Source organism: Erythrobacter ani (assembly GCF_019204025.1).
GTDB classification, from domain to species: Bacteria; Pseudomonadota; Alphaproteobacteria; order Sphingomonadales; family Sphingomonadaceae; genus Erythrobacter; species Erythrobacter ani.
Genome location: NZ_JAGSPB010000002.1, coordinates 977,273 through 991,433 on the forward strand (window position 1 = coordinate 977,273; position 14,161 = coordinate 991,433).

A 14,161-nucleotide genomic window follows, 5' to 3' on the forward strand; every position below is an offset into this window, starting at 1 on the left:
AGGATCGCAAACCCATGAAATTCGCTTCTTCCGCGTTCAAGACGTCGTTCGCCGCGCTCGCCATTTCGCTCGCCTCTGCTCCCGCATTCGCCGATGAACACACCGATGGAATTGCCGCGCAGGATGTCGCCGTAACCGAATTCCCCTTGACGCCGGAAGGTGCGGCCCAATTCATCGCTGCGGTCGAAGCGGACCTGAGTGATTTCGCCAAGACGTTTGCGCATGTCTCGTGGCTCAACGCGACCAACATCAACTACGATTCCAACACATTGGCGGCACTGTATGGCGCGCAAAGCACGCTAAAACAGGTTGGCTACGCCAACGATGCGGCGAAATATGCCAGGGTTGAGGGACTGGATGCAGAAGTGTCGCGTAAACTCGACATGCTGCGTAACGGTATCGCGATGCCAGCGCCTTCGCGCGATGGCGCTGCCGAAGAATTGTCGAACATTGCCACCGATCTCGCGGCGCAATATGGTCAGGGCAAAGGTACGTTGGGCGGCGAGCCGATTAACGGATCGGACATCGAAGCGGAAATGGGCAATTTGGATCGGACTCCGGCTGAGCTTGCCGAAATGTGGGCCAGCTGGCACGACAATGTAGGTGCGCCAATGCGCGAGGATTACGCGCGCATGATCGCCATCGCCAATGAAGGCGCGGCGGAGCTTGGCTTCGACAATGTCGGCACTATGTGGCGATCCGGCTACGATATGACCCCAGAAGAATTCGCCGCCGATACGGAGCGCATGTGGCAGGAAGTGAAGCCGCTCTATGTCGCGCTGCACACTTATGTCCGGCGCAAGCTCAATGAAAAGCACGGCGACGAAATTCAGCCTGCGACTGGCCCGATCCGCGCCGACCTACTCGGCAACATGTGGGCCCAGGAATGGGGCAATATATACCCGCTTGTCGCGCCGGAAGGTGCAGGTGATATCGGTTACGATCTCACCGAATTGATCGACCAGAAAGACCTCGACGCAGTAGAAATGACGCGTGTCGGTGAAGGCTTTTTTTCATCGCTCGGATTCGAACCGCTGCCGGATACATTCTGGGAGCGGAGCCAATTCACCAAACCCCGCGACCGCGAAGTGGTATGCCATGCGAGCGCGTGGAACCTCGACAATGTCGACGATTTGCGGATCAAGATGTGCATCAAGGAAAATGCGGATGATTTCATCGTCATTCATCATGAGCTTGGGCACAATTATTACCAACGCGCCTACAACATGCAGGATTACCTGCATCTCAACGGTGCTAATGACGGTTTCCACGAAGCGATTGGCGATATGATCGCTCTTTCAATCACACCTGAATATCTGGTGCAGATCGGCATGCTTCAGCCAGATCAGGTGCCGAGCGCGGACAAGGACATCGGGCTTTTGCTGCGTCAGGCGATGGACAAGGTTGCGTTTCTTCCATTCGGCCTGCTTGTTGACCGGTATCGCTGGAGCGTATTCGACGGATCGGTCGCGCCGCAGGATTATAACACTGCATGGACCGAGCTTCGGACGCAATATCAGGGAATCGTGCCTCCGGTTGAGCGGCCCGCAAGCGCATTCGATCCCGGCGCCAAATATCATGTGCCTGGCAACGTGTCCTACACGCGGTACTTCCTCGCGCGGCTTCTGCAGTTCCAGTTCTTCAAGGCGGCCTGCGATCAGGCCGGATGGGAAGGGCCACTGCACCGCTGCTCGTTCTATGGTAACGAAGAAGTCGGCAAGAACCTCAATGCGATGCTCGAACTCGGCGCATCGAAGCCATGGCCCGACGCGCTCGAAGCGTTTACCGGAGAACGCCAGATGAGCGGACAGGCCATGGTCGATTATTTCGCACCACTCAAAGAGTGGCTGGATGAGCAGAACGAGGGGCAGGAGGAAGGCTGGTGAGAATTGCTGCAGGCTTTGCGGCGGCTTGCTGCGTTTCGGTCTTGCTCGGGTCGTCAGCGCACGCTCAGAGTGACGACGTCCCGATGGTTTCCGCCGGAGATGTTGAGGGCGTCATGAGTGCCCTCAAGTCGGCTGGCTACGATGTAAAACTGTTCGAACGTGAAGGAGATGATGACACGACATTTATTGAGGTAGACACAGGGGTCGGGGTTAGTCAGGTTCGTTTCGCTGACTGTGCGCCCGCTGTTCCAGACTTTTGCGAAACTCTCGTACTTTCGACCTGGTGGGATCGCGAAACGCCGATGTCGAACGAGGCTGTGGCGGCAGCTAATAAAAAGAACCAATATGTTTCTGTTTTTCTCGCAGCGGACGGCGATCCCGTCATGCAATGGGCGATTCTGACTCGGCGCGAGGGTATACCTGCGACGGTGTTCTTGAATGCTATTCAACGGTTCAGCGGCATTGCGCGCGATTACCGTGATTTGGCTTTCGAAAGTGACGTACCTCGCGATGACCCGGTATCTACGACCAATGAAAGCAGCGAAAGCGATGGATCTGATGCCGAATAGGAATTTCATGTGTGGGTTGGCCGCCCTATCCTTGGGAGGCTGTTCGGCTGAGGTCGAGGATTTCTTCAAAAGCGCTCCGCTCGGCACTGCCGATGTGCTGGAAGGCACGCCCGAAGCCGGTTGGGATACGGGTGCACGTTCCGGCGCGACCCTGTTTGTCGCGAACAAGCGCGGCAATACTCTGTCCAAGATCGACCTAGCGTCGGGCGAGGAAGTGCTGCGGTTGGACAGCTGCACCAACCCGCATGAGTTGGCGACGTCGCCCGATGGGGATCATGTGGCGCTCGCCTGTTATGGCGGCACCACGGTGGACATTTTTACATCCGCGGATCTTTCGCGCGTAGCCAGCATCGAGCTCGGCGACAATGCCCGGCCGCATGGGATCGTATGGCATTCGACCGGCGATATCTATGCGACTGCCGAGGGCCGCAAATCGATCGTCTGGATCCATGACCCGCTGGGAGAAACAGAAACCTTTGAATACGCCACTGGCAAGGAGGGAAGCCACATGCTTGTGGTTTCTCCCGATGCGACCACGGCGTGGACGACCGATCTCGGCTCTCGCACAGTCACGCGGATCGATCTGAAGGCGCAATCGGCGCCGCTTTCCGTCACCGTGGGCGAAGAGCCGGAAGGCATCGCGTTGTCGCCCGATGGCGAAGCGCTGTGGGTTTCGGCCCGCGGATCGAACCAGGCATTCGAGCTCGATCCGGCAACGATGGAGGTTCGTCACACGCTGGACACCGGCGCATTCCCGCTCCGACTGGCGATCCGGCCGCAGGGCGATGTCGCCGTCACGTCCGATCTCGCCGACGGAGGGTTGACGGTCATCGACCTCGCTTTGGCAAAGGTTGTTCGGACGATCGCGGTGTCGAGCGCCGAAGAAGCTCAGGACCGGTTTCAGGTCACGATCCTATGGTCGGACGATGGCGAGCGAATCTACGTAGCCGAAACGGCAAGCAACACGGTAGCGGAGGTGGATTACAGCACCGGAGAAGTGCTCCGGCGCCTGCCCACGGGTGAAGGCGGTGATGGCATGGCGATCCTTCATTGACAGGCGAAAGGAAACTCGAGGGTCCGCTAGTCGTCGGTTGGCGTGAGCTGGTCGATCTGCCTGAGCTCTGCCTGACCGGTATACCTGCGAAGATCGACAGCGGGGCTCGCACATCCTCACTTCATGGCCGGGTGATCGAAGAGATCGAACGTGGCGGCGAACCCTTCGTCCGGTTTGCAGTCGATTGGGGCGGTGAAGAACATATTTGCGAGGCGGTGCACGTCGATATTCGCGGCATAACCAGCTCCAATGGGAAGACGCAGCGGCGTTATGTCATCAAGACGCCGATGGTCATCGGCAATGTCCGCTTTCGTGCGGAAATCAGCTTGGCCGACCGTTCGGACATGAAATTCCCCATGCTCGTAGGGCGTTCGTCGCTTCGTCGTCGCTTTCTTGTCGATAGTGGCTATTCATGGCTGCAGACCCTCAAGATGACCACAGTTGAGGGTCACAAGCCCTGATCCAGGAGAAATGCCGCTCATGAAAATCGCGATGCTCGCACGCAATCCGAACCTCTATTCGCATAAGCGATTGAAAGAGGCTGCGGAAACACGCGGCCATACCCTCGATATCCTGAATACCACGCGGTGCACGGTAAACATTGCCAGCCACCGCCCGACGATCACGTATAACGGCGATACTCTCGCCGGTTACGAGGCGGTCATTCCTCGCATCGGCGCATCGATCACGAATTACGGTTTGGCGGTCCTGCGCCAGTTCGAAATGCAGGGGGTGTGGCCGCTGAATGAAAGCGTTGCGATCGGCCGCAGCCGCGACAAGTTGCGCTCTATGCAGATCCTTGCAAAGCACGGCATTGGTCTTCCACTGACCGCTTACGCCAACGATCCGAAACAGGCCGAGGAGATCATCAAGGCGGTCAATGGTCCCCCGGTGGTCATCAAATTGCTGGAAGGGACGCAGGGCATCGGCGTCGTTCTGGCCGAAACAATGTCGAGCGCCAAGTCGGTAATCGAGGCTTTCCGCGGTGCGAATGTGAACATTCTTGTGCAGGAATTCATCAAGGAAGCTGGCGGCACCGATATCCGGGCGCTCGTAGTCGGCGGCAAGGTCGTCGCTGCGATGAAGCGCACCGGCGCAGCGGACGATTTCCGAAGCAACCTCCACCGCGGCGGCAGCGCGCAGCTTATCAAGATCACTCCCGAGGAACGCTCGACCGCTGTCCGCGCAGCCAAGCACATGGGTCTTAACGTGTGCGGTGTGGACATGCTGCGCAGCAATCACGGACCTGTGATCATGGAGGTGAATTCATCGCCTGGCCTTGAAGGGATTGAGAAGGCGACCGAGAAAGACATTGCCGGAATGATCATTGATTACATCGTTTCGCATGCCAAGTCGGGCAACACCAAGACGAAAGGCAAGGGATAACGGCCAAGGGGCGCTGATCAATGATCGCGTCATCGACGGGAGATACGCTGATGAAGATAAGGACACACAATCCGACGCCGTGGCTGCAGGGCTTCGGCCTTAATCATGGTGTCGAAGTGGAGGGCGCAACGCGCACGCTCTACATGTCAGGGCAGACTGCGAGCGATGCTGACGGTGCTCCGATGCATCCGGGCGATATCGCGGCGCAGTACAAGACCGCATGGGCGAACCTCGTCGATGCGCTTGAATCCGCCGGAATGAGCGCAGCCAATATCGTGCGGCTCAATTTCTACACGACGGATGTCGATGCCTTTATGGAAGCGTCCGAGGAAACAATGACGATCCACGGTGAGGCAGGCGCTCAGATCGCCGCCACGCTTTTGGGCGTGGCGCGCCTTTATCATCCCGACGTTATGATCGAGATCGAGGCGACAGCGGTCGCTTGATCTACCTGAATGGCGGCTCATTGAACGCGCGCAGTTTGCGCGAATGCAATCGGTCGCCCTCATCGCGCAGTCGCTTGCACGCCTCGAGACCAATTTGCAGGTGAGCCGCGATCGCTTCTTCGTAAAACTTGTTTGCCTGTCCGGGTAGCTTGATCTCGCCGTGCAGAGGCTTATCCGAGACGCAGAGCAAAGTGCCGTAGGGAACGCGGAACCGATATCCCTGGGCGGCTATTGTGGCGCTTTCCATTTCCACTGCGATGGCGCGGCTCTGGGAGAACCTCTTGGCCGAGCTTGAATAGTGAAGCTCCCAATTGCGGTCATCCGTTGTGACGACCGTCCCTGTGCGCATCCGCTGCTTGATATTCGCACCCTGCGCGCCAGAGACCTCTTCGGCCGCGCCCGCGAGCGCGAGCTGCACTTCGGCAATCGGGGGGATGGGAATCTCAGGCGGGAGCACCGCATCGAGCACATGATCATCACGCAAGTAAGCGTGTGCGAGCACGAAATCTCCGATCTTCTGGCTTGAACGAACCCCGCCGCAATGCCCGATCATCATCCACGCGTGCGGCCTCAGAACCGCGAGGTGATCGCAAATCGTCTTCGCATTGGATGGGCCGACGCCGATGTTGACCAGCGTGATCCCGCGCTTGTCCGCACGTTTCAGGTGGTAGGCGGGCATCTGATGTCGCCGCCACGCGGTGTCATTGAGCAGCCCCTGAGCATTGTCTGTGCATTCGTTGATATTGAGACCCGCTGCTCCGGTAAGCGCAGTGTAGCCTTGCTCGTCGCTGTTGCCGCAAATCTGCTGGGCACCCCAGTTCACGAATTCATCGACATAGCGGTGATAGTTGGTGAACAGGATGAAGTCCTGAAAATCCTCGACCCGCGTTCCGGTATAGTGCGCGAGGCGGGCGAGCGAGTAATCGGTCCGCAAGCCGTCGAACAGCGACAGCGGCATGGCCTCGTTTTCGTCGAACTCGATGCCGTCCGCCAACTCGTCCCCGATCAGTGAAAGGTCTGTCGAGGGGAAATGCTGCGCGATATCCTGTGGCGCAATTCCCGACATCGCTGCGCCGGCTTCCCCGTCGAGGACGTAGGGAAACGGGATCTCCTGCCGCGAACGGCCGACTTCAACCTCTATATCGTATTCGTTTGAAATCAGCTCTAGCTGCTCTGCCAGATAGTCGTTGAACAGATCGGGCCGTGTGACGGTGGTCGTATAAGTGCCAGCAATCTCAAGCCGTCCGAAAGCGCGACTGCGGTCCAGCGGATCACCATTGCCTGAATAATGCAAAGTCAGCTGCGGATAGGCGTAGCTGCCGTCCTCGCGCTTGCGCCGCGGCGGCACGGCGCCATCCCGGCCAAATGCGATTACGTCTTCGCGAAGCGTGTTGACGGCCTCGCTGTAGTTTTGCTGCAATTCTTCGAGGATGGTGGCGATTGGTCTCATATATTCTGCCTAGCGGTTCAGTTCGGATGTTTCAAAGGCACCCGCATGGTGTCACGCGCGGACCTGTTACAAAAAGGGCGCGGCCATCTTTCGACGCCGCGCCCTTCGTGTCTGATAACGAGGTCGCTTACGCGTCGTCGTCGGTCTTGTGATCGGTTGCTTCGATGAGAGCTTCGGTCTCGGTCGTGTCTTCCGGTGTCGCAACGCCTTCTTCGAGCAGTTCGGCAGGTATTTCACCCGGCTCGAGGTTCGGATCGGTGCGGTTCGCCTCGGCCTGTTCCTCGATTTCCTTCTGCTCTTCTTCGAACAGCTGGGCGAGAACATCGACGCCCTGGGTCTGAAGCTCGGCTTCGTCATCCGAACGCGCAACGTTTGCTTTTACGGTCACGTGCACCTCGGGGTGCAGGGCGACAGTCACATCGTGCATGCCGATAGTCTTGATCGGTGCACCCATAATGACCTGCTTCTTGTCGATGTCGTGGCCTTGCTCGGTCAGGCCAGCGACCATGTCGCGGACATTGACCGAACCATAAAGCTGGCCGGCATTCGATGCAGCGCGAATGAGGATGACCTCTGCGCCTTCGACCTTCTCGCCAAGCTTTTCGGCTTCGCCGCGACGTTCCGCGTTCTCTTTTTCGAGACGTTCGCGATTTGCCTCGAACACCTTTTTGTTGGCGTCATTGGCACGCAGGGCTTTCTTCTGCGGGAGAAGGAAGTTGCGGGCATAGCCATCCTTTACGGTGACCACGTCGCCGATGGTGCCGAGCTTCTCGATACGCTGGAGAAGAATGATATCCATGATGTATTCTCCTCTTACTTGACGATGTACGGAAGCAGGCCGATGTGGCGTGCACGCTTGATCGCCTTGGCGAGTTCGCGCTGTTTCTTGGCGGAAACGGCGGTGATGCGCGAAGGCACGATCTTGCCACGCTCTGACATAAAGCCCTGAAGCAGGCGCACGTCTTTGTAATCGATCTTGGGGGCGTCCTTACCCGAAAATGGGCAAGACTTGCGGCGGCGGAAAAATGGGCGTGCCATCAGTCACGGTCCTCCCGGTCGGAACGGCGCTTACGATCGCGCTCGTTCTTGCGCATCATAACGCTGGGGCCATCTTCGTGTTCTTCGACACGGATGGTCATGTAGCGGATGACATCTTCGTTGATACGGGTCTGGCGCTCGAGTTCCTCGACAACGGTGCCAGGGGCATCGATGTTGAGCATCACAAAGTGGGCCTTGCGATTGCGGTCGATTTTGTAGGCGAGGGTCTTGAGGCCCCATGTTTCGGTCTTGGTGACCTTGCCTTCGTTCGCTTCGACGATTTCGGTCGCCGTGGCCGCCAACGCGTCTACCTGGGCCTGCGAGAGGTCCTGACGCGCGAGAAAGATATGCTCGTAATGAGCCATCTCGCGTTCCTTTCAATTGCTGCCGATCGCTGGCTTGTCCGCGCGGATCGCGGGGCCCCTCCGGCTTTCTTCTATCCGCATTGAAACAAGCGGATGCGCGCACATAGCGGGTTTCCGCCTTAATGCAAGGCTTGTGGTCTCGGAACGAGCTTGGCAAGCCGCCGTTGCACAAGGGTACGAAATCAGGGGAATTGTCTTGCCTTCAGGATTGGTAGCGCTACTGGACGACGTCACAGTGATTGCGAGGGCGGCCTCGGCCTCGATCGATGACATCGCCGCGGCAGCGGGCCGTGCGGGTTCGAAAACCGCCGGTGTCGTGATTGACGATGCGGCCGTCACCCCGAGCTACGTCACCGGGCTCTCACCAGCGCGCGAACTGCCGATCATCTGGGCGATTACCAAGGGAAGCTTTTTCAATAAGCTCGTGATCCTGCTTCCAGGTGCAATCCTCTTGTCTGAATTCTTGCCTTGGTTGATCATCTGGATCCTGATGCTTGGCGGGGCTTTTCTGAGTTACGAAGGCGCTGAAAAGGTCATGGAGAAGCTCGGGGCTTCCAAACATGGCAAGACGGTCGAAGATGCGATCGAGGATCCGGTAGAGTTCGAAAAGCAGCGGGTCTCCGGGGCAATCCGCACCGACCTGATCCTCTCGGCAGAAATCATGGCTATCGTGTTGAACGAACTCGACCTTCCGACTTGGTGGGAGCGAGGGCTTGCGCTTGCGTTGGTCGCGATTGCAGTAACGGTCATCGTCTACGGTGCGGTCGCCATAATTGTTAAGCTCGACGATATTGGCCTCGCACTGTCGAAGTCCCATTCAGCCGCGCAGCGCAGATTTGGGGAGGGTCTGGTCGCTTTCGTCCCGAAATTGCTGTTGGGGCTGTCTTTCATCGGCACCATCGCGATGCTTTGGGTCGGTGGCGGGATCATCGTCCATGGCACCCACGAGGTCGGGTTCGATTTGTTCTACGACATTGCCCATGGCGCAGAATACGCGGTCAAGGCTGCAACCGGCGCGCTATCGGGCGTTCTTGGATGGGTGACCTATGCGGCGATCTCGGCCATCATTGGTTTGGCGCTCGGTGCGGTCATCGCTTTCGTTTTGCACAAGGTCATCGGTTATGAGGGCGCGCATTGATGGCGGATAAGCCCACCCTCTACACCTGCGCGCGGTCGCGAGGACTTCGTGCAACATGGGCTGCCGAAGAAGCCGGCGTCGATGTCGATCTCAAGGTTCTTCCGTTTCCGCCGCGCTATCTCGAGCCCGATTATATGGAGATCAATCCGCTCGGTACGGTGCCGCTGCTGATTGACGGGGATTCGCGCCTCACCGAAAGCTGCGCCATCGCGCATTACCTTGCGACGAAGGACGGCTTTACCGATCTCGCGATTGCACCCGGCGAACGCGACTACGCTGAGTATTGCGATTTTACCTATCACGCCGACGCGACGATCACCTTCCCGCAGACGGTGTATATGCGCTTTGCTATCTTCGAGAAGGAGAAGGGCTGGGCGGAGGCTGGCGAGGCCTATGCCAAGTGGTTCGAAAAGCGCCTTGTGAAGATCGAACAGAGGTTGGCCGAGCGTGATTATCTGTGCGCCGACCGCTTCACAGTCGCCGACATATGCATCGCCTATGCGCTTATCCTCGCGCAGAATGTCGGCCTTGATGAGCGCGTGCCTCATTTGCTCAAGGTATACCGCGAGCGGATGACGGCGAGGGAAGGATATCAGCGCGCGTTTGCCCGGGAAGAAGCGGGCCGCAAGGCTCTGGACGTGAACTAGGCCGATTGGTCGGGGGTGACGGGACGCTGCGAGAGTTCGCGGCGAAGCAGCTTGCCCAGCGGATCGCGCGGCAGCTGGTCGACGAATTCGATATAGCGCGGGCGTTTGTATCCGGCGATTTGATCTTTGAAACGCGCGGTGATTTCCGCGCGCGAAAGCTCGGCATCGGGTTGCAGTACAACGAAGGCTTTCACAGCTTCGCCCCATTGCTTGTCGGGCACTCCGGCGCATCCGGCATCGGCAACTTCAGGCATGTTTGCGAAAACGGCATCGACCTCGGCGGGATAGACATTCTCGCCGCCCGTCTTGATCAGCTCTTTGGCCCGGCCGAGCAAGTATCCAAGTCCGCGCTCGTCCATCGTGCCGAGGTCGCCGGTGCGCAGCCAGCCATGACCCAGCGCCGCTTCGCTCGCTTCCGCGTTGCGCCAATAACCCAGCATGACCGATGGCCCGCGCAGGCAAATCTCGCCTTCCTCTCCCGGGCGGAGTTCGTTTCCCTCGGGATCCAGAATAGTCATTTCGACATGCGGCATCGGCCAGCCGATGGACCGCGGATGTTCAAGCATGTCGGGATAATCGATGAATGTGGCGAACCCGCAAACTTCGGTCTGGCCATATCCACCAACGACGCGGCAATCCCAGGCAGTTTCGAACGTTTCATATATCTGCGGACGACCCATTCCGGCTCCGCCTGTATAGTTGGTGAGCGGCATCATACCGTCGCGGACAGCGTCCATCGCGAACCATTGGAAAGATATCTGCGGAAAGGCGCTGGTTGTCGTGCAGGCTTCACGGTGGATCAGATCGAGGACTGCGGCGCTGTCGTCGTCGCGTCCGGCAAATACGCTGGTGCCACCGCAGGCAAGCATCGCTGCGATCTGCTGCATCCCGACGACGTGAAACATCGGATTGATCGAAAGGAGGCGCTCTTCCCGCGTGAACTCTCGCCGGACACAAAAACCCATTGCCGAGGATGCAACTGTGCTGCCCGATTGAAGGCATCCCTTCGGTTTGCCAGTCGTGCCGCTCGTGTACATCATGTAGAGCGGCCGCTCAGTCGAGAGATCCGGTCGGGTCACGTCGGCCTGCTCGCGCCCCGCAATGATCTCGAAAGCGCCGTCGGCGTTGTGATCCTCGTCGACCTCAATGACTTCGCCTGCGTCGGCCTCGTCCAGCAGTGCGGCGAAGCGCGGGTTTACAAAGGTCATCGCGGGTTCGGAATTGCTCGCAATCCACGCGATTTCGCCCGGTGCAAGCCGCCAATTAAGCAGCACTGCGATGGCACCGATCCGGCCACAGGCGAGCAGCACGGTGAGGTACGGAGCGCCGTCGGTGAGCAGGATTGCCACTCGGTCACCCGGAGCGATCCCCCTGGCCAAAAGCCACCGCGCAAGCCGTTCAACCCGTTGGTCGAGCTCGGCGTAAGTCAGGCGCTGCTTGCCATCGATGGCCGCCTCACGACCCGCATGACGAGCCGCGCACGCGCGCAGGAGCGTATCCATTGAAAAATCTCGGGCATCCATTGTCATGGACTAGCGGGCCCGGCGATGGCACTCCACCCACGTTTTTGGGTAGTTCCAGGCGGTCCTCAAGACTGCTCCGGCGCATCCAGTTGCAAACCGCATTTGCCGCATTCGCGTCTCGGCCAGGGAATCACGATCATCCCGCGGAAGAAAATGTTGTACCCGCACCGGGGGCAGTTGAATCGTAGCATCGGCATGTTGAGCCAGATTAGGGCCACAATCGCTATGGCGAATGCGACTGTCGAATGACCGTAGATCATATCGATGGCGAGCACGAACAGGATGGCCATCATCGTGGCCACGGCCATGCGCCAGGCGTGCTGTTTCGCGCGCGCAAACAGGCTCATTGCACGCCAGCCAGGACCGAGCGTGCAAACTCGCTCAAGGTGTCGTCGCGCGCGCCCATTATGACGATGCGGTCACCGGCCTTGGCCAATTCGCTGATCCGCTTCCCGCAATCTTCCCGTGATGCAATATGTTCTGCCGTTCCACCGGCGTCGCGGATCAGCTTGATTATGCGCTCGCTGCCCTGACTGCGATCCACCGTGCCGCCGAAATAGACCGGATCGCACATGATGATGATGTCGTCCGGTTCGAGCTCGCGCGCGAAAGTCTCCGCCAATTCATCGCCCATCTGGCGCAGCGGCCCATATCCGTGCGGTTGAAAAAACGCGATAACCCGCCCCGGACCCGATTTGAGCGTGCGCAATGTTGCGGCGCATTTCTCAGGGTTGTGGCCGAAATCGTCAATTACCGTGATATCGCTGCGTGTCGTGCCGACCACATCGAAACGGCGAGCCAGACCCTTGAACCTCGAAAGCGCATCGACTGCCTGCTTGACCGGCACGCCCGCCGCGCCTGCCGCGGCGATTGCTGCGAGTGCATTCGAAAGATTATGGGTGCCCGGCATCGGGAGCGTCAGCACCGCAGTATCGCCGCCGGAATTGTCGACGATCTCGGCGGTCACGGCAAACGTCCGGTATTCGATGGAGCCATCGGCCACGGTGAAATCCGCATCTCTTGCCTCGATCCCGAAGCTTACCAAGTGCTTTGCGCGACTGGCGAGACCGCGCGCGCGGTCGTCGTCGAAATTGACCACGGCACGTTCGGCTCTTGCGAGGTAGTCACCGAACAGCACCTCGAGTTCTTCGATGCTCTTGTGATCGAGGCTCACATTGAGCAGCACCGCCACTGTCGGGCGATAAAGCGCGATGGAACCGTCGCTTTCGTCGACTTCGCTCACGAATGCGCCGGGATTGCCTACGCGCGCACTGGCGAAGGGATTGTCCGCATCTGCGAAGTTCTTCATTACCGCGCCGTTCATCACGGTTGGATCGAGCCCGGCCTGATGCAGGATCCAGGCTGTCATTCCGGTGACAGTCGATTTGCCCGACGTTCCGCCGATTGCAAATGATAGTCCGGCTTGGTTGAACAGGGCCGAGAGCAATTGTGCGCGGCTCATCCGCTCGCAGCCGAGAGCCTGCGCCTTCGCGACCTCGGGAACGGTATCTTCCACCGCAGCCGATGCAATCAGGATCTGGCGCGGTGATATGATGCCGCTCCCATCCTGCGGAAACAGCTCGAACCCGTTTTCAGAGAGCCAAATGAACTTCCCCGGCGTGCGTCCCTGATCCCGGCTGCGATCGGAGCCCGAGACGGCGTGCCCCGTTCCACGCGCAATCTGTGCGAGTGGAAGCATGCCAGAGCCGCCTATCCCGCAAAAGAAAAAGGGCCGACCTTCAAGGTCCGGCCTGATACTGTCATCGTCCATGCGAATCAGGTTATTGGCTTGCGTGAATGCTGACAAGCGACATAGGGTCGCCCGATGACGAATATCGCCATTTGTGCGCCCGCAACGCCGATAACACGTGATCACGCTCGCGCTCTCGAGGAGCTCGTGGCAGCTGAGTTTCCGGGGACGAGCGTCAGCTTCCACGAACAGTGTTTCGCGCGGCAAGGGCACTTTGCCGGAGACGATCTCGTGCGGCTAACGGGATTGCTCGAATGCGCAAACGACCCTGCATTCGATGCGGTGTGGTTTGCAAAGGGTGGCTATGGCTCGAACCGCATTGCAGAAGCTGCGGTGGCGCGCATGAACGAAGCGGCTCGATCGAAGACCTATGTCGGATTTTCCGATTGCGGGTACCTTCTTGCCGCGCTTTATCGGCACGGGATCGGTCAATGCGCACACGGTTCGATGCCGGTGAGCGCGCGATCTGAAAATGGCCGGAAAGCCGTCAGGCGGGTGCTGCAATGGCTGAACGGTGACAATAGCGGGCTCGAACCCTCGCTCGATGGTAAGACACCCGCGGTCGCGTTCAACCTGATTACCCTTGCGATGATATCGAACACGCCGCTCATGCCCGACCTCGGCGGGCACGTCGTTATGGTCGAAGAGGTGAGTGAGCATCTCTATTCGGTCGACCGGCTGTTTTTCCATCTTGCAGGAATCTTGCCGAGAATCGCCGGCCTGCGCCTAGGTGCAGTGACCGATGTTCCTGAAAACTACGTGGAATTCGGCCAGACCGAGGAAGAAATCGCGCGCTATTGGTGCGAACGGGCAGGGGTGCCCTATCTTGGCCGCGCGGAGATTGGCCACACGTCTGCCAACAAGGTCGTGCCCTTCGGACTTGCGAGTCCTTCGCGCGCTGCCTAGTCG

Annotated in this window: 16 protein-coding genes; 9 read left to right on the forward strand and 7 right to left on the reverse strand. The window is 59.0% G+C overall.

The genetic code is table 11. The features are described from left to right. Positions 1-14 precede the first annotated feature (14 nt). The 6 genes from KCG45_RS11725 to KCG45_RS11750 all read left to right on the forward strand — a co-directional run bounded on the left by KCG45_RS11725 (position 15) and on the right by KCG45_RS11750 (position 5,341). Positions 15-1,886 (forward strand): M2 family metallopeptidase, encoded by a 1,872-nt coding sequence (locus KCG45_RS11725; RefSeq protein ID WP_218317388.1) that lies wholly within the window; start codon positions 15-17, stop codon positions 1,884-1,886. Positions 1,887-1,999: 113 nt separating this feature from the next. Next, entirely contained in the window at positions 2,000-2,455 is a 456-nt protein-coding gene (locus tag KCG45_RS11730) for a YbjN domain-containing protein (RefSeq protein WP_218317389.1), read from the forward strand. 16 nt (positions 2,456-2,471) lie between these two features. Next, the gene (locus tag KCG45_RS11735) at positions 2,472-3,509 is read left to right on the forward strand and encodes a Vgb family protein (RefSeq protein WP_255548148.1); all 1,038 of its coding nucleotides are present in this window, start codon (positions 2,472-2,474) and stop codon (positions 3,507-3,509) included. Continuing rightward, entirely contained in the window at positions 3,506-3,970 is a 465-nt protein-coding gene (locus KCG45_RS11740) for an ATP-dependent zinc protease family protein (RefSeq protein ID WP_218317390.1), read from the forward strand. Before KCG45_RS11735 ends, KCG45_RS11740 begins: the two co-directional genes overlap by 4 nt. Positions 3,971-3,989: 19 nt before the next feature. After that, the gene (gene rimK / locus KCG45_RS11745) at positions 3,990-4,895 is read left to right on the forward strand and encodes a 30S ribosomal protein S6--L-glutamate ligase (protein WP_218317391.1); all 906 of its coding nucleotides are present in this window, start codon (positions 3,990-3,992) and stop codon (positions 4,893-4,895) included. Between the two features lie 50 nt (positions 4,896-4,945). Continuing rightward, complete coding sequence (locus KCG45_RS11750; protein ID WP_218317392.1) at positions 4,946-5,341, forward strand: RidA family protein; 396 nt, start codon at positions 4,946-4,948, stop codon at positions 5,339-5,341. 1 nt (position 5,342) lies between these two features. Here KCG45_RS11750 and KCG45_RS11755 read toward each other — a convergent pair whose 3' ends face one another. From KCG45_RS11755 to rpsF, 4 genes are all read right to left on the reverse strand, one after another. Then, a complete protein-coding gene (locus tag KCG45_RS11755; RefSeq protein ID WP_218317393.1) occupies positions 5,343-6,791 on the reverse strand; it encodes an AMP nucleosidase in 1,449 nt (482 codons plus the stop codon). 127 nt (positions 6,792-6,918) lie between these two features. Next, positions 6,919-7,590: a 50S ribosomal protein L9 gene (gene rplI / locus KCG45_RS11760; RefSeq protein ID WP_218317394.1), complete on the reverse strand. Its 672-nt coding sequence runs from the start codon at positions 7,588-7,590 to the stop codon at positions 6,919-6,921. A gap of 14 nt (positions 7,591-7,604) precedes the next feature. Beyond that, a complete protein-coding gene (gene rpsR / locus KCG45_RS11765) occupies positions 7,605-7,829 on the reverse strand; it encodes a 30S ribosomal protein S18 (RefSeq protein WP_007164455.1) in 225 nt (74 codons plus the stop codon). After that, positions 7,829-8,194: a 30S ribosomal protein S6 gene (gene rpsF / locus KCG45_RS11770; protein ID WP_218317395.1), complete on the reverse strand. Its 366-nt coding sequence runs from the start codon at positions 8,192-8,194 to the stop codon at positions 7,829-7,831. Before rpsF ends, rpsR begins: the two co-directional genes overlap by 1 nt. Before the next feature lie 196 nt (positions 8,195-8,390). On the opposite strand from rpsF, the gene KCG45_RS11775 reads away from it, so the two are divergent. Beyond that, positions 8,391-9,332, forward strand: a complete 942-nt coding sequence (locus KCG45_RS11775; protein ID WP_218317396.1) for a DUF808 domain-containing protein — start codon at positions 8,391-8,393, stop codon at positions 9,330-9,332. After that, complete coding sequence (locus KCG45_RS11780) at positions 9,332-9,979, forward strand: glutathione S-transferase family protein (RefSeq protein WP_218317397.1); 648 nt, start codon at positions 9,332-9,334, stop codon at positions 9,977-9,979. Before KCG45_RS11775 ends, KCG45_RS11780 begins: the two co-directional genes overlap by 1 nt. On the opposite strand, the gene KCG45_RS11785 is transcribed toward KCG45_RS11780, so the two are convergent. From KCG45_RS11785 to KCG45_RS11795, 3 genes are all read right to left on the reverse strand, one after another. Further along, on the reverse strand, positions 9,976-11,481 hold the full coding sequence (locus tag KCG45_RS11785) for a class I adenylate-forming enzyme family protein (protein WP_218317398.1): 1,506 nt from the start codon (positions 11,479-11,481) through the stop codon (positions 9,976-9,978). The genes KCG45_RS11780 and KCG45_RS11785 overlap by 4 nt on opposite strands. A gap of 86 nt (positions 11,482-11,567) precedes the next feature. Further along, on the reverse strand, positions 11,568-11,849 hold the full coding sequence (locus KCG45_RS11790; protein ID WP_218317399.1) for a hypothetical protein: 282 nt from the start codon (positions 11,847-11,849) through the stop codon (positions 11,568-11,570). Next, positions 11,846-13,273, reverse strand: a complete 1,428-nt coding sequence (locus tag KCG45_RS11795; RefSeq protein ID WP_218317400.1) for a glutamate ligase domain-containing protein — start codon at positions 13,271-13,273, stop codon at positions 11,846-11,848. Before KCG45_RS11795 ends, KCG45_RS11790 begins: the two co-directional genes overlap by 4 nt. A gap of 54 nt (positions 13,274-13,327) precedes the next feature. Between KCG45_RS11795 and KCG45_RS11800 the strand changes: the two genes are divergently transcribed. Next, positions 13,328-14,158, forward strand: a complete 831-nt coding sequence (locus KCG45_RS11800) for an LD-carboxypeptidase (RefSeq protein WP_218317401.1) — start codon at positions 13,328-13,330, stop codon at positions 14,156-14,158. Positions 14,159-14,161: the final 3 nt, after the last annotated feature.